The following is a 21,819-nucleotide window of genomic DNA, read 5'->3' on the forward strand; positions in this document are numbered from 1 at the left end:
TCGATAGAATAGGCCGGTACGTTACGATACCGTCAACATTCGCCCCGGCGACCGACGGCGGAAACGGGAGGGTTCAGTCCTCTGCCGTGTACTCCCGCTCGTGGCCGAACGGCATGTACTTCCGGCCGCCGCCCTCGTAGAACTTCCCGAAGAACTCGACGTACTCGAGACGCACGCCCTGCAGACCGGCGCTCGTGACACCGAGCGCCAGCACGAGGACGTGCCCGATCACGAGGATCAGGATGCCGGCCAGGACCCCCGCGATCCCGGAGTGGACGAGCCCGCCGAACATGATGTCGACGACCTCGTAGCCGTGGTAGGTCGTGCCGGCTTCGGGCATCCCGCCGGTCCCGAAGTGCCACGCCTCACCACCGTGCTCCTGGGTGACGTAGACACCGAACACGAGCAGGTTGACCACGAACGCCATCGCGGCCTTGGCCAGCAGGACCGCGGCGATCCGGGTGTAGGACAGCACGTTGACCAGCACGTTCAGGAACTCGACGCCCTCGACGGGCTCTGCGTTGACGAGCAACACCAGCCCCACGAAGAACACGGCGAGGCCGGCCAGCCCGACCGTCTCTGGGAGCCCGGCGAAGCCGAGCGGGAGCGGGTTGCCGTTGAAGACGCTGTCGGACCCGTAGAGCAGGTCCGGTGCGCTGCCGAACGCGCCACCGAAGATCCACGCCCAGATACCGAACAGCATCAGCAGCCACGAACCGCTCTCGCCGATCGCGTCACCGAGGCCGTGGTGCTGGAAGTTCTGGACGAAGTCCAGAATCCAGCCGATCGCGAGGTGGACCATCCCGGCCAGCAGACTCAGTACGAGCCAGGCCTGGGCCCACGCGCTGTGGTACGGCTGGAGCCCCTTGTGGATCGGTGCGCTGCCGCCCCACAGGTACTCCGCGATGTAGTGGAAGCCGAAGATCTCGCCGTAGAGGATCCCGAATATCGCGGTGAAGGCACCGGCCCAGATGCCGACGCCACCGAGACTCCGGAGCATGTCGCTGTCGAAGCTACTGTACAGCCAGTAACCCAGCAGCACGTAGAGGATCCCGTACCCCAGGTCCCCGATCATGAACCCGAAGAACGCCGGGAACGTCAGGAAGAGCAGCACGGTCGGGTCGAACTCCGAGTACTTCGGCCGGTTGATGACGCCGACCAGCGCCTCGAACGGCTTGGCGGCGCCGGGGTTCTTCTGGACGACGGGCGGCTGATCGTCGCCCATCGTCACGCTTCCGCCGTCTGCGACCGGCTCTTTCTCCTTTTCCCGTTCGCTTTCGGCGCTCTCTGCGCTCTCGGGCGAGTCGGTGGTCTCCGGGGAGGCGACTTCGGCCCCACCCGAACCGCCCTCGTTCACGTCTTCGGTGTGGTGGACGTGCCCGTCGGAGTCGTACTCGGCGCGTTCGAGTTCCTCGATCTCGACGCGGTCGCCGACGGCCTCTCGCAGGCCGGATTCGAGGCGTTCGTACTCGTCGGTCGGGAGCCATCCTTCTGCGACGAAGGCGTTCTCCGTCGTCGCGAAGGACAGCGGTGCCTCGGCCTTCTGGGCCTCGATGGCCAGCGTCTCCTCTGCGGCCAGCAGGAAGCCGGCCACGTCGAGTCGCAGGTCACCGAGTTCGTCCTCGACCGTATCGAGCTTCGATTCGAGCTGCTGTTTGCGGTGGTTCAGCTCCGAGATGTACTCCTCGGGGCTGCCCTCGGCGTCGGGGATCTCGTAGGCCTGGAACCGGGCCCCGACCAGGAGATCCTGCACGGAGAGGTCGGTGCCGGGTTCGGTCGGCGAGGCCGCCTCGGGGTAGACGAAGACCGCGACGGCGTCACCCTCGGAGAACACCTCGAAGGCCGCGACGCCCTCGGCTCCGGCGAGTTCGTCCTCGATAGCCTCGGCGTCGCCCTCCCCGACGGCGACGGAAAGCGAGTCGTAGCCAGTCAGCAGGTCCAGATCGATTCCGAGCGCCGCGAACGGCTCGACGCTGTCGATACGCTCTTCGACCGTCCGGAGCTCGTCCTTCAGTTCATCCCGGCGGTCGTCGAGTTCGTTGACTTCTTCGCGGATGTCCTCGAGTTCCTCGTCGAGAGCCTCCTCGGTCACAAGTCGCGTCGGGCCGGCGTCGGCCTCGTCGACGCCGAGGATGGACTTCAGCGAGCGGACGGTGACGAGCTTCTCGGAGGCCTCGTCGCCGCCTTCGGCTGGCTGTCCGGGCTCGAAGCCCTCCCACGTGCCGTCGTAGTCGCTGAGGTCGACCAGACGCAGTTCGTGTACGGTCTCGACGACCGGCTCCATGACCTGTTTGGAGCCGGTCACCGAGACCCGACTCATTCGCTCAGGTCTGAGCATGCACCGCCTCCTCGAACAGGTCTGTCACGTGTTCGATCACCTCGTCACGATGCTGGGCGGCCTGTTCTTCGAGTTCCTCGCGTTGTTCGTCGCCCTCCGCGAGGAGCTTCTCGCGTTCGGCCTCGATCTCCTCCCTGGCGTCCTCGAGGCGCTGTTGGGCCATCTCCTCGGCCTCCTCGCGGGCCTGCTGGCGAATCTCCTCGGCCTCCTCGCGGGCCGACGAAATCGTCGCGTCGGCCTCCTCCTCGGCCTCGGCGACGATTTCGTCGGCCTCCTCCTCGGTCTCTTTGATCCGATCGAGAACCTCTGGCCTTGGCATTTGAATCACCCGGAGATTACAGAAGCGGCTATATGGTAGTTGCGAAGTTTGCCGCCACAACCGGCCCGTTCGTTTCTGTGTGACACGTTCACGGCCGATCGGAGGTACACTGTCCCTGCCGGCGGCCGGAAATCCGGGGAATTATCACTCACAGCACCCAACCGTCGGCCAATGGGAGTCCTCGAAGACAAGTCCCGGGCCCGGCTCTTCTACAAGTACCTCTCGAAGGTGTACGACCGGATCAACCCCTTCATCTGGAACGAGGAGATGCGGACGGCAGCCATCGACCTGCTCGACATCGAACGCGACGACAGGGTGCTCGACATCGGCTGTGGCACCGGCTTCGGGACCGAGGGCCTGCTCGAGGAAGTCGACACCGTCTACGGTCTCGACCAGAGTCCCCACCAGCTCGAGAAGGCCTACGAGAAGTTCGGCAAACGTGACGGCCCCGTGAACTTCCACCTGGGCGACGCCGAACGGCTCCCCTTCAAGGACGACGCCTTCGACGTGGTCTGGTCCTCGGGCTCCATCGAGTACTGGCCCAACCCCGTCGAGGCCCTCGAGGAGTGTCGCCGCGTCGCGAAACCCGGCGGCCAGGTGCTCATCGTCGGCCCCAACTACCCCAACTCCTCGGTGTTCCAGAAACTCGCCGACGCGATCATGCTCTTCTACGACGAGCGCGAGGCAGACCGGATGTTCCGCGAGGCCGGTTTCACCGACTTCGAACACCACACGATGGGCCCCGACTACAACCCGGAGATCGCAATTACGACGGTTGCGACGGTGCCGGAGTAGCACAGGTATCCGAGGACGCTACGCTATCGCCTCCAGCTCCGCCAGTTTCCGCCCGTCCAGATACAGCTCGACGGTCACCCGTGACCCGTCTTCCAGCGTGGGCTCGTTCGTCCCGGCCAGCCGGAGGCTCGCGCGTTCGCCGGCCCGCCAGTCGCCGTCGGCGGCGCTGTTGAACGGGCCGGTCGGGCCGGACTCGAACCCGGTGGCGGCGAAGAAGGGGACGGGTGGCTGGTGGGCGAGTGAACGGCCGTCGATCCGGACGCGGACCCGGAGCTCGGAGATAGCGACGGTGTCACCGCCACGGTGGACGATCGTCAGCCGGTCCGCGTCGGCGTCGGCCCGGAGGTCGAAGGCGGCCCGGGTCGGGCCGTCGTCGCCGGTCGGTGCCGCGCCGAGAGCGGTCGCACCGACGGCGGCGGCTGCGATGACGGCGACGCCGACCAGCAGGACGACGCCGACGACGGAGCCGAGAGCACGGGTCGACACGCGGGTCGGTGGTCCCGGCTTCCTACTTCAAACTCCGCTCGTGTCGTGGATGACGGAGAACGCCACGCTGCCGTCGTCGGTGCGGGCTTCGACGTCGACCGTCTCGTCGGGCTGGATCGTCCAGAGTGTGCCGTCGGCACCGGTTTCGCCGACGAACTGACCGTCGACGGTGATCCGGGCGTCGACGGGGTCGTCGGTGGTCGTGTCTCTGACTGTGAGTTCCATCGGCCCGGTCTCGTGTGTCAGGTTCGCGTCGACGGTGAGGTCGGCGGTCGCGTTCGTCTCGCTGACCGTGCTGGTGACCGGGAGCCGCGACAGCCGCTTGTCCTGTACTTCCATGAACACGTCGGCGTTCGATCCGTCGAGGTAGGTCTCCAACTCGCCGTGTTTGTGGGTGATCGAGACCTGGTAGATACTCGCGAGCAGCGAGTCGATGTCGTCCTCGGAGCCGCGCTGGTTCCTGTCGGTGCCGGCCCAGGGGTACAGGTCGCTCACGTAATCGAGCGCGGCACCGAAGTCACCGTCGAACCGGTCGCTCCCGCTTTGCTGGAACCGGTTGTCGATGTACCCTTCGCGCGTGTACGACTGCCGACTACTGTCGGCACCGGCCAGCACGAACCCACTGCCGCCGGTCTGGACGAGGTACTGCTTCGTATCCCGCGTCCCGACGAGGGACGCGCGGAGGTTCTCCCGCGGATCGGTGTAGAACAGCCCCGCACGCTCCCTGGCGTTGGTGAGCTGGTTGTCGATCTCGAACGGGATGGTGTACCGGGGCGTGAACTGGGCGATGCCCTGCAGTCGCAGGGCACTGTCCTCGATCGTTCGGGCGCGCGAATCGATCATCGCGAGCCGTCTGAACACGACCTCGGCGGGGATGTGTCCGTCGTCGAACTGCTGGATGGTGCGGCGCTGGTACTGGCGTAGCGCTGCAGTACGATTCCTGATCTCCGCGGACTGGTCCCGGAGGACGGCGGTTTTGGCCGAGGTGTTGGGTGCCGAGCGGAATCGCTCGACTCCCGTCTCGATCGCGAACGTCTCCCGGAGTTGCGCGCTGTCGGCGGCGACAGCGGCACCGAGATCGAGCGAGGCGTTGCCGAACTGGCTTCGCGTGGTCCTGTCCAGTTCGAGGTAGTTACTCGTGTTTCCGGTCGTCGCTATCGGCGCGGCGGCCGAGTCGGGTGTCTCGGAGGCCACCGTGTCCGCCGGTGTCGGAGAGGAGAGGGCCGGCGTGCCGACGGTCACCGTCGCGGTGACGACGAGCACGGCCACGAGTGCGGGGAATGCGTATCGCATAGCGGGTACATGTGACATGGAGACGGGACTACAAAAAACCCGACCGATCCCCACCATTTCCGGCACCTGTAGTCGAGCCTACCTTTCTATCGACGTGTGAGCGGCGCTTAGACCTTTCACAGCCACGTCTGACGTTTTCTCACCTGATGGAAAGTGTTTTCCCCGAGGCGCGAGCAGAGAGGATTAATGTTGACGCGGGCACATGCCGCCCTGCTCGCCTCACTCGCCCTCCTCCTGACCGCAGGTCCGGTGGCTGCCCCGGCGCTCGCCGACGGGGCCGGGACACACCAGCCCGCGGTTTCGAGCGGTGCCGCCCCCCTCCAGACACAGGACACCGAACTCAACCGGACAGACACGAGGTTCCGGATCGAGGTCCGTTCCGACGGCGATGCGGTGTGGACGATCAGGCGCAACTACACGCTCGGTACCGAGGCGCGACGAGAGGCGTTCGATTCGGTCGCACAGGAGTTCGAGGACGGCCGCGGCTATCAGACGGTACAGACGGCCCGTGCGGCCAGCGAACGAGCCAGCACCGTCACCGGCCGGTCGATGGAGATCACCGGCGTGACCCGCCGGAGCGAGGTCGTGGGTTCGACCGGCCAGCTCGTCTTGACGTTCACCTGGACCGAGTTCGCTCGCAAATCCGGTACCAGACTGTCCGTCGACGACGTGTTCCGCTTGCCCGGGGGGACGTGGTTCCCGACCCTTGGCTCGAACCAGACGCTCACCATCGCCCCGCCGGCGGAGTACGATCTGGTCAGCGCGTCGCCGAGAGGGTATTCGGTGACGAACGGGTCCCTCCGCTGGAGCGGGATCGAGCCGAACCGCTTCGGTTCCAGTCCGCCCACGGTCGTCTACGAGCACAGCGGTTCCGTCACGTCACCCAACGGGAGCCCCGATTCGCAGTCCGGCGGCGTTCCCCCGCTCGTGCTCCTGGGCCTCGGGGTACTCGTTCTCGCCGCCGTGATCGCGTACCTGCTCGTGTCGCGGGACGTCGACCTGCCGTCGCCCGCGTCACCGACCGGGAACGGCGACGACGGTGGCGACGGTGGCGACGGTGGGGGCGAGGAGCCCCCAGCAGCGACGGCCGGAACTGCCGCATCGACGACGGACGGCGGGACGGCGGCGGACGATTCCGGGATCGATCCGGAACTGCTCAGCGACGAGGAACGCATCGAGCGCCTGCTCGAACGCAACGGTGGGCGCATGAAACAGGCCAACATCGTCGACGAGACCGACTGGTCGAACGCGAAGGTGTCGCAGTTGCTCTCCGCGATGGACGAGGAGGGCCGGATCGACAAACTCCGGATCGGTCGGGAGAACCTCATCTCCTTCCCGGACGAGGACATCACTGACACGAACGGCGAGGGGCCGGAAAACGACCAGTAAACGGCACACGTAGCGGATTTCCCTGGCGTCGGTCAGGTGATGAACGGTTTTCTGCGGTTCCGCCGTTCGGAAACGTTTAACGGGGAGTAATTCCGACTGTCGGGTGAGCATGAAGATTCTCGTAACGGTAAAGGAGGTGGCGGAAGTCGAGGACGAGTTCGAGATCTCCGGCGGCGATATCGCCCAGCAGTATCTCGAATACGACCTCAACGAATGGGACGACTACGCCGTCGAGGAAGCCGTCCAGATCAGCGAGGACGTCGACGACGTGGAGGTCGTCACCGCGACGATCGGTCCGGAGCGCGCAGAGGAGACCATCCGGATGGCGCTGGCGAAGGGTGCCGACCGCGCGATCCGCGTGTGGGACGACGAGATCGAGAGCGCGGGCAAGCTCGACGTCGACACAAAGGCCGAACTGCTCGCCGGCGTCGTCGAGGAGGAAGACCCCGACCTCGTCCTGACCGGCGTCCAGGCCGGTGACGAGTCCAACGGCGCGACCGGCGTCACACTGGCCGAGAAGATCGGCTTCGAGTGGGCCGCCGTCGTCAACCAGCTCGACCTCGACGTCGAGGGCGGCGTCGCCAACGTCCACCGCGAACTGGAGGGCGGTGTCGAGGAACTCACCGAGGTCGAGAGCCCCGCCGTGCTGACGATCCAGTCCGGGATCAACGAACCCCGCTACGCCAGCCTGCGCGGTATCCGTCAGGCCCAGAGCAAGCCGCTGGACGTCCAGACCCTCGCCGACGTCGGCCTCGACGCCGGCGATCTCGAGAGTCCGCTGAACCAGACCGACATGTACGAGCCCGAGTCCGAGGGCGACGCGACGGTCTGGAGCGGTGACGCAGAGGAGACGGCCGGGGAACTGGCTGACTTCCTGCGGGACAAGGGGGTGGTCGAGGGATGAGCGACGTCCTCGCAGTCACCGAGCACCGCCGTGGCGAACTGCGCGACGTGAGTCTCGAGATGATCACGGCCGGCCGCGACCTGGCCGACCAGACCGGCGGCGACCTCCACCTCGCCGTCATCAGCGGCGACGTGGACGACTACGCTTCCCAGGTCAACCGCGAGGGCGTCGACGCCATCCACACCGTCGAGTACGGTGAGGAGTTCAACCACGACGTCTACACGCAGGCCATCGAGCAGCTCTACGCCGAGGTCGACCCGCAGTACCTGCTGGCACCCAACTCGGTCAACGGGATGGACTACGCCCCGGCCGTCGCCGAGGGCCTCTCCCTGCCGCTCGTGACCGACGCGGTCGATCTGGAAGCCGACGGTGGCCTCACCGTCACCCGCGAGCAGTACGGTGGCAAGGTCGAGACGACCATCGACGTCGAGGAGGACCACGCCGCCGTCACGATCCGGCCGGCCGAGTGGCCCGTCGCGGAAGGCGACGGCGACGCCGACGTGTCCGCCTTCGACGCCGACATCGACGAGAGCGAGATCAAGTCCACGGTCACCGGCTTCGAGGAGGTCGCCGGCGGCGACGTGGACATCAGCGAGGCGGAGTTCCTCGTCTCGATCGGCCGCGGGATCGACGAGGAGGAGAACCTGCCGCTGATCGAGGCGCTGGTCGAGGCGACCGACGCCACGCTGTCCTCGTCCCGTCCGATCGTCGACAACGGCTGGCTGCCCGCCAACCGGCAGGTCGGCCAGTCCGGGAAGGTCGTCACGCCTGACGTGTACATCGCCATCGGGATCTCCGGGGCGGTCCAGCACGTCGCCGGCATGAAGGGCAGTGACACCATCGTCGCGATCAACACCGACCCCAACGCGCCCATCTGGGACATCGCCGACTACGGCATCGAAGACGACCTCTTCGAGGTCGTGCCGGCCCTCATCGAGGAGTTCGGCGGCGAAGCGCCGGACATCTGATCGGGTAATATCTCCGTTTTTTCGACGGCCGCGAACGTCGTGAGCGGCCGCTTTTTCGCCCACGTTCACAAGAGCGAAGCTCTTGGGCAGCCCGCCAGAAATCTCTGATTTCTGGGGACGTTTTTGCGCGAGTAGTGCGGGAGCGAAGTCGTTCGAGGGACGAAGTCCCTCGTGATGACGAGCGAGCTTCGCTCTCTCGAACCACTCCCGCATACCATGCGAACGGGCACAAAGCGCCCGTGAGCAGACGGTGCCCGGAGGGCACCCGAGCGGAAAAAGGTGGGGTGGCGCCGTGCCGGACGTGTAAGTCGGAAACCACGCTTCATTTTTCGCGGATCGCCGTTCACCTGCGACTGCGAAGCCCTGAGCGGCGGTTTCGGTCCCGCTCGACCGCGGCGCAGAGGTTTCCACCTGACGACAGTTTGGCCGCTCTCGAATCCGGTGTTAACCTTTATGCTCTGATGAGACAACGTATGTTACGTTATGCGCGCAGCAGTCCTCGAGGAACACGGCGAACCGCTCGCGATCAAGGAGGTCGACGCCCCGGACCCGGAGCCACACGGCGTCGTGGTCGAGACGGAGGCCTGCGGGATCTGTCGGAGCGACTGGCACGGCTGGCAGGGCGACTGGGCGTGGCTGGACATCGAGACCGAACAGGGCCAGATCCTCGGGCACGAGCCCGCGGGACGTGTCGTCTCGGTCGGCGATGAGGTCGAGGGGGTCCGCGAGGGCGATCACGTCGCGATCCCGTTCAACCTCGGCGACGGGGCCTGTCCGGAGTGTCGGCGCGGCTTCTCGAACACCTGCGAGAACGGCATGCCGCTGGGGTTCGTCAAGCAGGCCCAGGGGGCCTTCGCCGAAGAGGTCCACGTGCCCTTCGCCGACCACAACGCGGTCGGGCTCCCGGACGGTGTCTCCTCGGTGGACATGGCCGGGCTGGGCTGTCGGTTCATGACCTCCTTCCACGCGCTGGCCCACCGGGCCGACCTCGCGGCCGGGGACTGGGTGGCCGTTCACGGCTGTGGCGGCGTGGGCCTGTCGGCGGTCCACATCGCCGACGCCCTCGGTGGCAACGTCGTGGCCGTCGACCTGAAGGACGAGAAACTGGCCGACGCCGAGGACCTCGGCGCGGTCGAGACGGTCAACGCCGCCGAGACCGAGGACGTGGCCGGGACCGTGAAGGACATCACCGACGGCGGCGCGGACATCAGCGTCGACGCGCTGGGCGTCGCCGAGACCTGTCGGAACTCCATCCTGAGCCTGGGGAATCGCGGCCAACACCTCCAGATCGGGTTGACGACCGAGGAGGAGGAGGGGATGGTCGCGGTCCCGACGGACGCGATGGTGATGCAGGAGATCGAGTTCGTCGGCTCGTTCGGGATGCCGCCGACCCGCTACGACGAGATCTTCCGCATGGTCGCGACGGGGAAACTCGACCCCAGCGCCGTGGTTTCGGAGACCGTGGGACTCGAAGACGTCTCGGACAAGCTGGCGGCGATGACGGACTTCGAGACGGACGGGATCCCGGTCGTCGACTCGTTCTGAGCGGTCGCCACGGTGGTGAGCGGGCCGTCGCGGGCACGTGCAGGTTCGTCAGCCTCATTGGGCCCTGGTCCTAACGGTCCGCCAATGGAGTATCTGGAGCGCCGACGGGCGCGCGTCGAGGAGCGGCTGGAGGCGGTCCTCGACGGGGTCGAGCCGGCGGAACTGGCCGACGAACTCGGCCACGTCACGCTCTCGGGGGGCAAGCGCGTCCGGCCGACGGTGACGGTGCTGGTCTGTGAGTCGCTGGGGGGTGACCCGGCCGACGCGGTCGATTTCGCCGTGGGGGTCGAACTCGTTCACAACGCCTCGCTGGTGATCGACGACATCATCGACGACTCGGAAGTGCGGCGGGGCGTCCCGAGCGCGTGGGCCGAATACGGCTTCGGCCCGGCGATCATCGCCTCGGACGGCCTGCTTGGCGAGGCCTTCGCCCTGTTTTCCGGCGACGAGCGGGCGATGCAGGCCGTCTCGGAGTCGCTGGTCGAACTCGGCGAGGGGGAGGCCACGGAACTGGTCGCCCAGCCGGAAAACGAGGCCGAGTACATGGAACTGGCCCGCCGGAAGACGGGGGCGCTGTTCCGTGCGGCCGCCGAACTGGGCGCGATCGCGGCCGACGCCGACGCCTACACGGTCGAGGCGTTCGGGCAGTACGCCGAGCGCGTCGGCATCGCCTTCCAGATGCGCGACGACGTGCTGGACGCGACCGCCGAGGCCGACGACCTGGGGAAGCCGACGGGCCACGACGCGGAGATGGACCGCCCGTCGCTCGTGCAGGTGACCGACCTCACCCCCGAGGAGGCCAACGAGCGCGCACGCGCGATGTCGGACGAGGCACTGGCGTCGCTGTCGACGGTCGACGCCGAGGACTCCGAGGCACTCGCGTATCTGGAGGATCTGGCGGAGTTCGTCGTGGTCAGAGAGCGATAACGGACGTTCCGTTTCGACCCTCGCTGCTCGCCCTCCCCGCTCGCTATTCCGAGGACTCGCTTTCTCACGGGTCGTGCCTCCCCGCTCGCTATTCCGAGGGCTCGCTTTCTCGCGGGTCGTGCCTCCCCGCTCGCTATTCCGAGGGCTCGCTTTCTCGCGGGTCGTGCCTCCCCGCTCGCTATTCCGAGGGCTCGCTTTCTCGCGGGTCGTGCCTCCCCGCTCGCTATTCCGAGGACTCACTGCGTTCGTCCTCGCATCGCTCGCCCTCGCTACTGCATGAAATCCGGAAGGTCCCGCGGATCGGTGACCTCGGCCGGGTTGATTCCGTGGTCTTCGAGGTACGCGACTTCGTCGCCGATCGCCGTGCCGTCGTCGTCGGTGTAGAGCGCGACGGCTTCGTCGAGGACTTCCAGGGCTTCCTGACGGGTCTCGCCTTGGCTGACGACGCTGGTTTCGACGTCGACCGCGGACCACTCGCCGTCGGCTTCTTCGATGAGACGGATCTCCCGGCTTGACATGAGGTGGCATACGACCGGGGGTCGAATAAGCGTTCTGTCGGTATCGGTCGATGACGTCGCCGGGTGGTTTCGGGCGCCGGCTCAGGCCGGGGGCCGATCCGTCTGGACACGGGACTCGACGACGGCGAAGGCGAGCGTGCTGACGAGGCCGAGGATGGTACCGCCGGTGAGCGTCGCCGCGAGGAAGGAGAGGGAGACCATATCGAGGAAGTAGGCACTCATCCCGTAGAGGACTGCCGAGATGGCGACGACGTAGAACGGGGCGTTGAGGTAGTGCCACTTGAACTCGCCGGCGAGGAACTCGTCGGTGACGCGGCCGAGACTGGAGGTGATGCCGGCGGCGGCGAACCAGCGGACGGCCCCGTACACGAGCGCCGCCGCGACTTCCAGTGCGCCTAACGTCCCGCGGTCGGTCTGGGTGGCCTCCAGCGACTGGACGCCCTCGACGCCGCCGACGAGCAAGAGTGCGGCGGCGACGACGGAGGTGATAAGCGTCACGCGACCCGCGTAGAACACCGATCGCAGACGGTCGATGGCCGCGTCCAGCGCCCGCTCGACACCCAGCCCGCGGCCGAGGATGTAGAGCCCGAGCAGCCCGGAGGTCATCCCGAAGACCGCGCCGGGCATCCCGAAGTAGTCGGCGACGATCGCCAGCGGGTAGATCAGAAGCAGGATGCCGAGGGGGACGAGGATCGTCCCGCGGGTCTCGGGGTCGTCGAGCACCTGCTTGATGGTGTAGTACATCGACTCCAGATCCTGTGCCTGGCGGACGACGACGCGCTGGACGCCGTCGATGTAGACTCGCGAGCGGATGACGGGGACGACGCTCTCGTCCTGTGCCCCGTCGGTGACGACGATGGCACGCACGTCGTCGCTGGCGGAGATGCTCGCGAGCACCGTGTCGACTTCCTCGCCCACCTTGCGATTTGCCGCCACGTCCTTGCCGTCGACGCCGGTCACTGCGGCGACTTCGACGTCCTCGTCCTCGATGGAGTTCTGGAGGTGGAGGCCCTCGAAGAGGACGTTCACGTCGGAGTCCTCGGGGTCGGCGGTCGCGAGCGCGACGGCGGCCTCTTCGACGGCGTCACGGCCGATCACCGGCGTGTCGACGCCGGTCTTGCGTCCGAGGTCGTCGTCGAGGTCCACACACAGGACCAGCAGCATCAGTGGCCACTTCGCCGCTGGCGCTTAACAGCTTTTGGGGCCGCGACTCGTCCCGGACGCCTATCGCACGGCTTTTGCCGCTCGACCGGAAAAGGATGGTAACCGATGATCTCGAAGGGCTGTGAACAGTGCGCGGAGGGCGGCAAGCTCGTCCTGTTCGTCTACGGTTACTGCGATCAGCGCGACTGTTTCTACTGCCCGCTCGGCGAGAACCGCAAGAACGTCACCGACGTGTACGCGAACGAACGCCTCGTCGAGGACGACCAGGACGTGATCGAGGAGGCCGAACGCATGGACGCCCTCGGTGCGTCCATCACCGGCGGCGAACCACAGGAGGCGATGGAGCGAACGACTCGCTACCTCTCCCTGCTCAAGGAGGAGTACGGCGAGGACTTCCACACCCACCTCTACACCGGCATCACGGGCGGCCGCGAGAACATGCGCCGTCTGAGCGAGGCCGGCCTCGACGAGATACGATTCCACCCGCCGTTCGAGCAGTGGGGCGACCTCCACGGCACCGAGTGGGAGGACATCCTCTACATCGCCCGGGAGGAAGGCCTCACACCGGCGTTCGAGATTCCCGGCATCCGCCCCGAGACGGAGTTCCTGGACTTTCTCGACGAGGGCGCAGCCGACTTTTGCAACATCAACGAGTTCGAGATGTCCGACGGCAACTACCGGCGGATGCAGGAAGCAGGCTACGAGCTGAAAGAGGGCCACATGAGCGCCGTCGAGGACTCCCGCGAGGAGATTCTGGAGGTGATGGGCGACCACGAGAAGGTCTACTTCTGTACCTCCGTCTTCAAGGACGCCGCCCAGCACCGCCGCCGACTCAAGCGCATGGCCCGGCAGATCCGCCGCTCGTTCGACGAGGTGACCGACGACGGGACGCTCGTCTACGGGAAGACGTGGGCCGAACCAGAGCGGTTCGAGGCCCTGGGCGTGCCCGAAGAGTTCTACACCGTCAAATCCGACCACGTCGAGGTGGCCTGGTGGCTGTTAGAGGAGATGATCGAAGACGGCGACCTGGAGAAAGGCGAGATCGTCGAGCAGTACCCGACCTACGACGGGCAGGTCGTCGAGCGGACGCCGGTCTGACCGGCGCCCTGCTCACCCGGACGCGAGGCGAAGGCGAGCGTGTGCGCGCCGGCTACCGTGGGCTGCACGGACCCGATCACAGACGATAGCCGTCGGTCTCTTCGGGGCCGGTCCCCTCACACACTCCCGACGGGCGCGGCCTGTCGCGCGGTCTTCGCGGCCGATTTCTCGACGACGAGGTCCTCGAGGACGAGGACGTCCAGCCCCATCCCGAAGAAGTCCTTCACCGCCTCGGTCGGCGTCGTGACGATGGGTTCGGCGTGGTCGTTGAACGACGTGTTGAGCAGCACCGGGACCCCGGTGATGTCGGCGAATTCCGAGATGAGGCGGTGGTATCGGGGATTCTGCCGCTCGTTGACCGTCTGGGGGCGCGTCGTGTCGTCGGCGGGGTGTAAGACCGCCTCGATCTCCTCGCGCCTGTCGGGGTCGACGTCGAACGCCGAGATCATGAACGGGGCCGGTTCGCCGTCGACGAGGTAGTCGTCCGCGGCGGCTTCCAGTATCGAGGGCGCGAAGGGGCGCCACTCCTCGCGGTGTTTCACGAACTGGTTCACGCGGTCGCGGGACTCGGTGGTCCGGGGATCGGCGAGGATACTCCGATTCCCGAGCGCCCGGGGGCCGAGTTCGAGCCGGCCGTCGAACCACCCGACGAGGTCGCCGTCCGCCAGCCGCTCGGCGACGACGCGCTCGGTGTCCTCGGGTTCGTGATACGGGATCTTGTTCGTGTCCAGGCGGTCGCGAATCGCGTCGGTGTCGTACTCCGGGCCGTAGTACACCGTGTCGAGGCGGGGGACGTCTGCGGGGGGTTGATCGAGCCAGCCCGCGCCCAGGGCGAGGCCGGCGTCGTGTGCCACCGGCTGGATGAAGATGTCGTCGACGGTCTCGGACTCCCGGAGTCGCTTGTTCAGTTTGCAGTTGAGGGCGACGCCGCCCGCGAGCGCGAGATTGCTGCTCCCCACCGTCCCGGCGTACTCCTCGACGATGTCCAGTACCGTCTCCTCGAGGAGTTTCTGCGCGGTATAGGCCAGGTCCTTCTCCCACTGGCTGAACGCCTCGGGCGTCTCGACCCGGTCGCGGCCGAATGCAGCCTCCAGGCGACGGACGCCGTGGCCCGTCCCCCACCGACGGGTGAGTTCTGTGACGTCGTAGTCGACGCCCGGGTCGATCAGCGATCGGAGCGTGCTCTCGATGTCCGGGTTCGCACTCCCGTAGGGGGCAAGTCCCATCACTTTCCCCTCGCCGTTGAACATGCGATAGCCGAGGTACTCGGTGACGACGGCGAAAAAGAGGCCGAGGCTGTTCGGGTGTTCGTAGGTCCGGACGCGTTCGAGGCCCCCCGAGTCGCCCTGCCAGACCACTGTCGAGTCGTACTCGCCCTTGGCGTCGACGGTGAGTACGAGCGCATCCTCGAAGCCCGAGGGGTGGAAGGCGCTGGCCGCGTGACAGGCGTGGTGTGCCCGCGTCTCGATCGGCGGCACCGAATCGCCGAGTGCGGCCAGTCTGGACTCTATCTCACGCGTCGGGAAGTACCGGCTTTTCACCTGGGTCTTCACGAGGTTCTCGACGGATGCGAGCGTCCGGACTGGGCCGTCCACCCGGACCGCGTCCCGCACGTAGTGGGGGAGCAGCTTCGACTGGAGAGACGGGTCGTAGGGGAGGAGCACCCGGTCGACGTCCGACAGTGCGAGGTCGCGATGGTCGAGACACGCCCGAATCGCCCGTTCCGGGAAGGTGTCGACCGCGTGTTTTTGGCGGGTGAGCCGTTCCTCCTCGATTCCGTAGACGAGACGCCCGTCTTCGAAGAGGGCGGCGCTCGGGTCGTGCTGTCCGTACAGATCGATCGCCGGCTTGAACGCGAGTACGTAACTGGACATGGTCAGTGCTCGTTGTCGGGGGCGTTCGCTGTGTGGACGTACACCCAGACGACGTCGCCGTCCTGCAGCGTGTACGAGGTGGGATCGACGGGGGTGGTCCGCTCGCGGACGATGATCTGGGTCGCGTCGTCGGTCTCGTGGTAGGTTCCCGCGTGGTCGCCGCCGGACTCGTAGCTGACCACGTGGCTCCCGTCACGCTGTTCGTACGAGACGTTCGGAACGGTGGCGAGTGCGTGTTCGAGCGTCACCGGGTCGCCTGCGCTGTACCAGGTGTAGGGCTGGCCGTCGTCCCTGAACTCGAACCGGTCCGAACCCGCCTGCCGCGCGTCCGCGCCGAAATCGAGCCGACGGTTGTTCACGTCGACGATTAGCTTGCCGCTGCGTTCGTCGGTTCCGGACCCGGACGCCGTCTCGGTCTGGATGCTGATCCAGAAGTTGTCGTCGTGTTGCACCTCGTACGTCGTCGGGTCGATCCGTTCCGTCCCGCGGTGGATCGAGACGTCCGTTCCGGATCGGGAGCCATCGTACGTCGTGCCGTCGTAGGTGATCCGGTGAGCGCCGTCGCGTCGTTCGTATCCGATGTCCGGGAGCAGATTCAACGCCCGCTGGAACGTGACGATCCGCTTCTCGTTACTCCACTCGTTGGGGCCGTGTGCCCCGTCGTGGAAGTGGAAGTACACCGTCTCCGGACGCTCGTCTTCGATGTTGTCGAGGTAGTATTTCGGCTGGTCGAAATCGACGAGCGTGCCGTCGATCTCGAAGAAGAGCCGTCCGTGCCAGTGGTACTGCTTGTAACCGGGCCCCTCCTCGGTTTCCGTGTCTGTCTCCGAGGTCGTCGTCGTGTCCGCAGTGTCCGTCTCCGTCGGAGCGTTCTCCGTCGGTGACGAGCGAGTCGAACTGGCGTTCGAATCGGATAGCTCGGTACAGCCGGCAAGCCCGAGGAGGGCGCCGGTACCCACCAGCACACGCCGTCGGGACGCACGTCGGTCCGTCATCGGCCCACCTCCGGGCCGAATGTGGTCGGCTTCCCCTCGCCCGTGACGCGGTGCGCGTCTCGTCTCCCGCCCGAGTGGGTGTTCGCCACTGTGCCGAGGCGGTTCGATCGGCCGGCCGATCCGCACCCGGCACTCCGTCGCTCGCTCTGGGTCACAGCAGTCGAGTCGTCGTGTCTGGCGGTCACTGTACCCGGACAGTGGAGCCGTTTCAGAATAAACGCACCAGCGCGTTCGCACTGGCTGCAAACGCGCCGATCGGTCGCCTTCCCCGCCCGGGTCGGACACGCTCACTCCGCGGCGGTTCCCGGGGATCGCGAGCCGGTTTATCCGCCGAGTAAGTATATACTCGACAGTCGTAGCCTCGCCATCCCGTGGCCGAAGCAGAGCGACCGGACGATCGGATCATCGACATGCTCAGTGACGACATCGGCAAACGAATTCTCACGGTGACCGACCAGCAGGCGATGTCGGCAAAGCGGCTGGAAGACCACTGTGACGCATCGCTCGCGACGGTCTATCGGCGTATCGAAGACCTGCTCGAACACGGCTTACTCCGCGAGCGAGTCGAGATCCAGGACGACGGTAACCACTTCAAACGATACGAGTCGAACCTCGACCGTCTCGCCGTCACCCTCGAAGACGGGACACTCGAGATCGACGTCGACAGGCGCGACGACGCGCCGGACCGGTTCAGCACGATCTGGGACGCGATGCAACTGGGGGCGGAGTGATGTTCGTCGGACTCCTCCTCGCGAAGGCGGTGATCGTCGTCCTCGGCCTGTTCGTCGCCGTCCAGGGATATCGAGCGTTCAGGCGAGAGCGGAGCCAGCGGATGCTCATCGTCGCCGGCGGGTTCGCGTTCCTCAGCATCGGCTCGGTCATCGAAGGCGTCTGTTACAACGTGTTCCACCTGTCGACGCTGCTCTCCGGGGCGATCCAGACCTGTTTGACCGGGGTCGGAATGGGGCTCATCGCCGTTTCCCTGTTCGTCCCCGGAACGGCCGCTACCGAGAGCGATGAACCACCAGACGGCGTCCCGGGACAGGTCGACTGATCGGTCTCCCGTGAACGGCGAACAGACTCTCGACAGCAAACATTTCAGACCGGAACTAGTCTTTCACGTGATTCTTCTATGCACGACATGCACCAGCCCGACTTCTTCAGGTCACCTAGAGAATCGTTGCTGATATTTTAGGCGGCTAGTTAACCGCTGGCGAAACGAACCTCTATACACGACGTTCGGCGATCTGGGTTCTTTACGCCACTCGAAGAATCACTGCTGATATTCTGGGGTGGCCAGTTAAACCGCTGGAGAAACGAGTTCAGTTACCGTGATTGGGCCAGTCCGTACCCGGATGCGGAACCACCTTCCGGAACTGGTTCTGGCGGTCGGGCTCCTGTTTACGTTCCTGCTGTTCGGTGTCTCCTTGGCGTTCCAGGGGGTCCCGACGACCTCGGAGCAATGGCAACAGTTGCTCCTGAATATCACCACCATCGGCCCGTTCGTCGCGGCGATCCTCTACGGCGGCTACTGGCTCCGGGGGGATCGACTGCCGAGTCGGCGGTATCCTCGTATCGGGGTCTGGTTCCTGGCCGGGCTAGTGGGCTTTTTGCTTCTCAACGTGCTCATCATGGTGGTCTGGGACCAGGTTTCACTGTACGAGTACTTCGCGTGGGCGGAGTTCGCCGCGGCCGTGGGAAGTGCCAGCGGGCTCGGTATCGGTATCTTCGAGGCGCGGGGCATCGACCGCGCGGTCGCGGCCGAACGACACCGGGTCGAGCGACAGGAAGTCGAGCGGCGAAACGACCGACTGGACGAATTCGCCAGCGTCGTCTCACACGATATCCGGAACCCGTTGAACGTCGCGCAGATGCGGCTGGAACTGGCCTCCGAGGAATGCGACTGTGAACACGTCGACCACGTCGTGTCGTCGCTGGAACGGATCGAGGCCATCGTGGACCGGTCGCTCGCGCTCGCACGATCCGGGACGGCGATCGACGAAACCGAACCGATCGACCTGTCGGAGCTGTCCGAACAGAGCTGGCGGAACGTCGCGACTGCGGACGCCGAGCTCGTGGTGGACGATCCGGGTTCGGTCGAGGGCGACACCGACCGACTCCAGCAACTGTTCGAGAACCTCTTCCGGAACAGTGTCGAACACGGTTCGACAAGCCCTCGGTCGCAGGCTCCCGAGGACGCTGTCGAACACGGTTCGACAAGCCCTCGGTCGCAGGCTCCCGAGGACGCTGTCGAACACGGTTCCACGAGCGGTCCGTCGGAGTCCACCGACACCGACGAACAGGACGGGACGAGCGTCGTCGTCCGGGTCGGGTCGCTCCCGAACGGGTTCTACGTCGAGGACGACGGTCCGGGTGTTCCCGAAGACGAGCGCGACGCGATACTGAACGCTGGGTACACGACGTCGGACTCCGGGACCGGGCTCGGGCTAGCCATCGTCGATCGGGTCGCCAGGGCCCACGGCTGGGAACCGCGGATCGTGGCGAGCGACGCGGGCGGTGCCCGGTTCGAGTTCGTCGGCGCGACCGACGACATCTCCCGGCGTACCGACTCCGGAGCGGACACCGACGTCACCACGCAACCAGCCGATGTATCGACTTCGAGGTAACGTGCCCGTCACGAGACGGGTTTCGGGCGCTCCCTTCTCAGGGACGGTGTGGCTCATCCGTCCGTCCTTCCGTGACCGATCCCGGCGTTCGTGTCTTCGGACAACGCGTCCTCGAAATCGTCGCGTTCACAGATCATCAACAGGGCGTCTTTCTCGGCCTCCTCGAAGTAGAACTCGTGGTGAGCCTCGAAACCGAACTGCTTCAGCAGGTGGATGACGACGTCGTTGTCGACGTCGGGTTCGCCCACGATCCGGTTCGTCTCGGGGTGTGAGAACATCATGCGGGCTATAGCGCGGAAGAGCGCCTTCGCGTAGCCGTTGCCGACGTACTCCGGGGGGCCGACGAGCAGGTGTCCGGCCCGGTCGCCCGGTTCGGCGTCGTAGTACGCATCGAGTTCGTACTCGGCCGGCCAGTACAGCTCCCAGTAACTCATCGGGACGTGGTCGATGTAGCCCACGTACGGTGTCAGGTGCTCCTCCGCGAGTTTCCCGGCGAGGTGGTCCCGAAACGCCGGCAACGGGAGATCGAGGTTCCAGAACTCCGCCACGTGGTCGTAGCCGAGCCAGGCGTGCAATCTGCCGAGATCACGGTCCATCGTCGCCGGGCGAACGGAGACGGTCCGCTCTATCGCCCGGTCGTACCGCTGGAACGCGTAGTTCGACCTGATCGTCGCGTCCGGGCCGAGAGTGGGCGTCCCCTCGGACCTGGCCTCCGTCGGGTCCTGTATCTCGTCCGTCGGTGTCATCTGTCTCCCCCGAGAACGGCCAACGGGGCGGCGATCAGTCGGCCGACCGCCCGATACGTTCGTTCGGTTGTCATCATGTTTTAGGCCGACCTAAAACATAATAAGGGTGTCGTCCCGTGCGTGAATTACCGAATGCCAGTGGGCCCTTCGCAGTACGACGGAACCGCACTGCCGGACGCATCGACCGATTTCAACGAACGGGCGACCGACGAGGTCGCCACAGCGAAGCCCCAGTCATGGACGTAGCGTACGCGTCCGCGTCGGATATCGCGGCGGCGGTTCGTCGCGGGGACCGTTCGCCGGTCGCGGTCGTCGACGCGGTGCTGGACCGGATCGAGCGCCGAAACGACAGGCTGAACGCCTACGCCGAGGTCGCGGCCGACGCGGCCCGGGAGCGGGCGGCCGACATCGAGCGAGCGATCGACGACGGCCGTCCGGTCGGTCCGCTCGCCGGGGTTCCCGTGGCGCTGAAGGAGTCCGCCGCCTCGAAGGCAGGCCTACTGCGAACGATGGGATCGGTCCCCTTTCGTGACACCGTTTCCCGGACAGATTCGACCGTCGTCACCCGACTGGAAGCAGCGGGGGCGGTGATCGTGGGGACGACCAACACGCCGGAACTGGATCACAAGGCGACGACCGACAACCCGCTCCGTGGCCCGACCCGGAACCCGTTCGATCTCTCGCGGAACGCCGGCGGTTCCTCCGGGGGCAGCGCCGCGGCGGTCGCCGACGGACTCGCACCCGTGGCACACGGGAAGGACGCCGGTGGATCGCTCCGCATCCCCGCGGCGTGGTCCGGCGTGTACGCGTTCAAACCGACGTTTCGACGCGTCCCGGACGTGACGCGACCGGACGGGTTCGCCGACGAACTCGGGATCCGGTCCACGCACGGGCCGATCACGCGGAGCGTTCGCGACGCCGCGCTCGTGCTCGACGTGATCGGGGGCCACCATCCCCGGGACCCGTCGAGCCTGCCGGACGGGCCGGCGTCCTATCGGGCCGCCGTCGAACGCCCGATCGACGATCTCACCGTCGCCTACACCCCGGATTACGGAACCTTTCCGGTCGACCGCGAACTCCAAGAGACGGTCGAGGACGCCGTCGAGGCGTTCGGTGACGCGGGGGCCACGGTCGAACCGGTCGAGGTTCAGATCGGATACACCCACGCGGAACTGACAGACGCCTGGACGACGCTCGTGGGTGCGAATCTCGCGGCGATGAACGAGTGGCTCGCACGACACGACGACGTCGATCTGCTCCGGGACCACCGCGAGGAGATGACCGACAGTCTCGTCGCCCTGCTGGAGTCCGGAACGCGCACCACGGCGACGGAGTACCTCCACCACCACGTGGTCCGAACGGCGGTTCACGACGCTATCGAGGACGTCTTCGAGGAGTACGATTTGCTCGTCTCGCCGACGGTCTGTCATCCCCCCGTCGAGAACGCGACGGAGGGGTCGACGCTCGGTCCGGCCGAGATCGACGGCGAACCGGTCGACCCGCGAATCGGCTGGTGCCCCACCTTCCTGCTCAACTTCACCGGCCACCCGGCCGCGTCGGTCCCGGCAGGAACCGTCGGTGAGGGGCTTCCGGTCGGGCTGCAGATCGCCGGTCCCCGGTTCGCGGACACGCAGGTCATCGCCGCCAGCGCCGCGTTCGAGCGCGTCCGACCGTGGGCCGATCGATATCGCACTGAGACGGCCGCCAGAATTTAGGCCGGCCTAAAACCCGCCAGCTTTATGGTGGTTTAGGCTAGCCTAAAATCCGCATGCAGCTGGAAAAATTAAACCGATCGCGAACAGGTTCGGCGGACGGCGTACGGGGTGGTTCGCC

Annotated in this window: 20 protein-coding genes; 11 read left to right on the forward strand and 9 right to left on the reverse strand. The window is 66.3% G+C overall.

Going from position 1 to position 21,819, the window contains the following annotated elements:
- Positions 1–73: 73 nt before the first annotated feature.
- Both BV210_RS09155 and ahaH read right to left on the reverse strand, forming a co-directional pair.
- Positions 74–2,338: a V-type ATP synthase subunit I gene (locus BV210_RS09155; protein ID WP_077206369.1), complete on the reverse strand. Its 2,265-nt coding sequence runs from the start codon at positions 2,336–2,338 to the stop codon at positions 74–76.
- A complete protein-coding gene (ahaH, locus tag BV210_RS09160; RefSeq protein ID WP_077206370.1) occupies positions 2,325–2,657 on the reverse strand; it encodes an ATP synthase archaeal subunit H in 333 nt (110 codons plus the stop codon). The genes BV210_RS09155 and ahaH overlap by 14 nt, the downstream gene beginning before the upstream one ends.
- A gap of 171 nt (positions 2,658–2,828) precedes the next feature.
- Between ahaH and BV210_RS09165 the strand changes: the two genes are divergently transcribed.
- Entirely contained in the window at positions 2,829–3,452 is a 624-nt protein-coding gene (locus tag BV210_RS09165) for a methyltransferase domain-containing protein (protein ID WP_077206371.1), read from the forward strand.
- An 18-nt stretch (positions 3,453–3,470) separates the two neighbouring features.
- On the opposite strand, the gene BV210_RS09170 is transcribed toward BV210_RS09165, so the two are convergent.
- Positions 3,471–3,938 (reverse strand): type IV pilin, encoded by a 468-nt coding sequence (locus BV210_RS09170; protein WP_077206373.1) that lies wholly within the window; start codon positions 3,936–3,938, stop codon positions 3,471–3,473.
- Between the two features lie 27 nt (positions 3,939–3,965).
- Complete coding sequence (locus tag BV210_RS09175) at positions 3,966–5,231, reverse strand: hypothetical protein (RefSeq protein WP_077206374.1); 1,266 nt, start codon at positions 5,229–5,231, stop codon at positions 3,966–3,968.
- A gap of 186 nt (positions 5,232–5,417) precedes the next feature.
- On the opposite strand from BV210_RS09175, the gene BV210_RS09180 reads away from it, so the two are divergent.
- The 5 genes from BV210_RS09180 to BV210_RS09200 all read left to right on the forward strand — a co-directional run bounded on the left by BV210_RS09180 (position 5,418) and on the right by BV210_RS09200 (position 10,964).
- Entirely contained in the window at positions 5,418–6,620 is a 1,203-nt protein-coding gene (locus tag BV210_RS09180; RefSeq protein ID WP_077206375.1) for a hypothetical protein, read from the forward strand.
- Between the two features lie 109 nt (positions 6,621–6,729).
- The gene (locus tag BV210_RS09185; RefSeq protein WP_077206376.1) at positions 6,730–7,524 is read left to right on the forward strand and encodes an electron transfer flavoprotein subunit beta/FixA family protein; all 795 of its coding nucleotides are present in this window, start codon (positions 6,730–6,732) and stop codon (positions 7,522–7,524) included.
- Positions 7,521–8,492 (forward strand): electron transfer flavoprotein subunit alpha/FixB family protein, encoded by a 972-nt coding sequence (locus BV210_RS09190; protein WP_077206377.1) that lies wholly within the window; start codon positions 7,521–7,523, stop codon positions 8,490–8,492. The genes BV210_RS09185 and BV210_RS09190 overlap by 4 nt, the downstream gene beginning before the upstream one ends.
- 483 nt (positions 8,493–8,975) lie before the next feature.
- Positions 8,976–10,037: a zinc-dependent alcohol dehydrogenase family protein gene (locus BV210_RS09195; RefSeq protein WP_077206378.1), complete on the forward strand. Its 1,062-nt coding sequence runs from the start codon at positions 8,976–8,978 to the stop codon at positions 10,035–10,037.
- An 84-nt stretch (positions 10,038–10,121) separates the two neighbouring features.
- Positions 10,122–10,964 carry a polyprenyl synthetase family protein gene (locus BV210_RS09200; protein ID WP_077206379.1) on the forward strand — a complete coding sequence of 281 codons (843 nt, stop codon included), beginning with the start codon at positions 10,122–10,124 and terminating at the stop codon, positions 10,962–10,964.
- Between the two features lie 269 nt (positions 10,965–11,233).
- On the opposite strand, the gene BV210_RS09205 is transcribed toward BV210_RS09200, so the two are convergent.
- Positions 11,234–11,482, reverse strand: a complete 249-nt coding sequence (locus BV210_RS09205; RefSeq protein WP_077206380.1) for a HicB family protein — start codon at positions 11,480–11,482, stop codon at positions 11,234–11,236.
- An 81-nt stretch (positions 11,483–11,563) separates the two neighbouring features.
- A complete protein-coding gene (locus BV210_RS09210; RefSeq protein WP_077206381.1) occupies positions 11,564–12,646 on the reverse strand; it encodes a DUF373 family protein in 1,083 nt (360 codons plus the stop codon).
- A 105-nt stretch (positions 12,647–12,751) separates the two neighbouring features.
- On the opposite strand from BV210_RS09210, the gene BV210_RS09215 reads away from it, so the two are divergent.
- Positions 12,752–13,744: a radical SAM protein gene (locus BV210_RS09215; RefSeq protein WP_077206382.1), complete on the forward strand. Its 993-nt coding sequence runs from the start codon at positions 12,752–12,754 to the stop codon at positions 13,742–13,744.
- A 116-nt stretch (positions 13,745–13,860) separates the two neighbouring features.
- On the opposite strand, the gene BV210_RS09220 is transcribed toward BV210_RS09215, so the two are convergent.
- Both BV210_RS09220 and BV210_RS09225 read right to left on the reverse strand, forming a co-directional pair.
- Positions 13,861–15,618, reverse strand: a complete 1,758-nt coding sequence (locus tag BV210_RS09220; protein WP_077206383.1) for a carbamoyltransferase C-terminal domain-containing protein — start codon at positions 15,616–15,618, stop codon at positions 13,861–13,863.
- Between the two features lie 2 nt (positions 15,619–15,620).
- The gene (locus tag BV210_RS09225) at positions 15,621–16,613 is read right to left on the reverse strand and encodes a hypothetical protein (protein ID WP_157525949.1); all 993 of its coding nucleotides are present in this window, start codon (positions 16,611–16,613) and stop codon (positions 15,621–15,623) included.
- Positions 16,614–16,984: 371 nt separating this feature from the next.
- Between BV210_RS09225 and BV210_RS09230 the strand changes: the two genes are divergently transcribed.
- The 3 genes from BV210_RS09230 (at position 16,985) to BV210_RS09240 (ending at position 19,240) form a co-directional block, all read left to right on the forward strand.
- Positions 16,985–17,344, forward strand: a complete 360-nt coding sequence (locus BV210_RS09230; RefSeq protein WP_077206385.1) for a helix-turn-helix domain-containing protein — start codon at positions 16,985–16,987, stop codon at positions 17,342–17,344.
- Positions 17,344–17,667 carry a hypothetical protein gene (locus tag BV210_RS09235; protein WP_077206387.1) on the forward strand — a complete coding sequence of 108 codons (324 nt, stop codon included), beginning with the start codon at positions 17,344–17,346 and terminating at the stop codon, positions 17,665–17,667. Before BV210_RS09230 ends, BV210_RS09235 begins: the two co-directional genes overlap by 1 nt.
- 277 nt (positions 17,668–17,944) lie before the next feature.
- Entirely contained in the window at positions 17,945–19,240 is a 1,296-nt protein-coding gene (locus BV210_RS09240) for a HAMP domain-containing sensor histidine kinase (RefSeq protein ID WP_157525951.1), read from the forward strand.
- Between the two features lie 53 nt (positions 19,241–19,293).
- Here the strand turns inward: BV210_RS09240 and BV210_RS09245 are convergent, their stop codons facing one another.
- On the reverse strand, positions 19,294–19,986 hold the full coding sequence (locus BV210_RS09245) for a GNAT family N-acetyltransferase (protein ID WP_084802607.1): 693 nt from the start codon (positions 19,984–19,986) through the stop codon (positions 19,294–19,296).
- A gap of 236 nt (positions 19,987–20,222) precedes the next feature.
- Here BV210_RS09245 and BV210_RS09250 point away from each other — a divergent pair, with 236 nt between their 5' ends.
- Positions 20,223–21,701, forward strand: coding sequence for an amidase (locus BV210_RS09250; RefSeq protein WP_077206390.1), 1,479 nt, complete (start codon positions 20,223–20,225; stop codon positions 21,699–21,701).
- Positions 21,702–21,819 lie beyond the last annotated feature (118 nt).

Origin of the sequence: Halorientalis sp. IM1011 (assembly GCF_001989615.1) — an archaeon.
Taxonomy (GTDB): domain Archaea; phylum Halobacteriota; class Halobacteria; order Halobacteriales; family Haloarculaceae; genus Halorientalis.

Excerpts from the sequence above, each read along its gene's own strand:
- BV210_RS09155 (WP_077206369.1), bottom strand. The coding sequence starts at position 2,338 with ATGCTCAGACCTGAGCGAATGAGTCGGGTCTCGGTGACCGGCTCCAAA.
- BV210_RS09245 (WP_084802607.1), bottom strand. The coding sequence starts at position 19,986 with ATGACACCGACGGACGAGATACAGGACCCGACGGAGGCCAGGTCCGAG.
- BV210_RS09210 (WP_077206381.1), bottom strand. The coding sequence starts at position 12,646 with ATGCTGCTGGTCCTGTGTGTGGACCTCGACGACGACCTCGGACGCAAG.
- BV210_RS09205 (WP_077206380.1), bottom strand. The coding sequence starts at position 11,482 with ATGTCAAGCCGGGAGATCCGTCTCATCGAAGAAGCCGACGGCGAGTGG.
- BV210_RS09190 (WP_077206377.1), top strand. The coding sequence starts at position 7,521 with ATGAGCGACGTCCTCGCAGTCACCGAGCACCGCCGTGGCGAACTGCGC.
- BV210_RS09185 (WP_077206376.1), top strand. The coding sequence starts at position 6,730 with ATGAAGATTCTCGTAACGGTAAAGGAGGTGGCGGAAGTCGAGGACGAG.
- BV210_RS09250 (WP_077206390.1), top strand. The coding sequence starts at position 20,223 with ATGGACGTAGCGTACGCGTCCGCGTCGGATATCGCGGCGGCGGTTCGT.
- BV210_RS09180 (WP_077206375.1), top strand. The coding sequence starts at position 5,418 with ATGTTGACGCGGGCACATGCCGCCCTGCTCGCCTCACTCGCCCTCCTC.
- BV210_RS09200 (WP_077206379.1), top strand. The coding sequence starts at position 10,122 with ATGGAGTATCTGGAGCGCCGACGGGCGCGCGTCGAGGAGCGGCTGGAG.
- BV210_RS09165 (WP_077206371.1), top strand. The coding sequence starts at position 2,829 with ATGGGAGTCCTCGAAGACAAGTCCCGGGCCCGGCTCTTCTACAAGTAC.
- BV210_RS09235 (WP_077206387.1), top strand. The coding sequence starts at position 17,344 with ATGTTCGTCGGACTCCTCCTCGCGAAGGCGGTGATCGTCGTCCTCGGC.
- BV210_RS09220 (WP_077206383.1), bottom strand. The coding sequence starts at position 15,618 with ATGTCCAGTTACGTACTCGCGTTCAAGCCGGCGATCGATCTGTACGGA.
- ahaH (WP_077206370.1), bottom strand. The coding sequence starts at position 2,657 with ATGCCAAGGCCAGAGGTTCTCGATCGGATCAAAGAGACCGAGGAGGAG.
- BV210_RS09225 (WP_157525949.1), bottom strand. The coding sequence starts at position 16,613 with ATGACGGACCGACGTGCGTCCCGACGGCGTGTGCTGGTGGGTACCGGC.
- BV210_RS09175 (WP_077206374.1), bottom strand. The coding sequence starts at position 5,231 with ATGCGATACGCATTCCCCGCACTCGTGGCCGTGCTCGTCGTCACCGCG.
- BV210_RS09215 (WP_077206382.1), top strand. The coding sequence starts at position 12,752 with ATGATCTCGAAGGGCTGTGAACAGTGCGCGGAGGGCGGCAAGCTCGTC.
- BV210_RS09195 (WP_077206378.1), top strand. The coding sequence starts at position 8,976 with ATGCGCGCAGCAGTCCTCGAGGAACACGGCGAACCGCTCGCGATCAAG.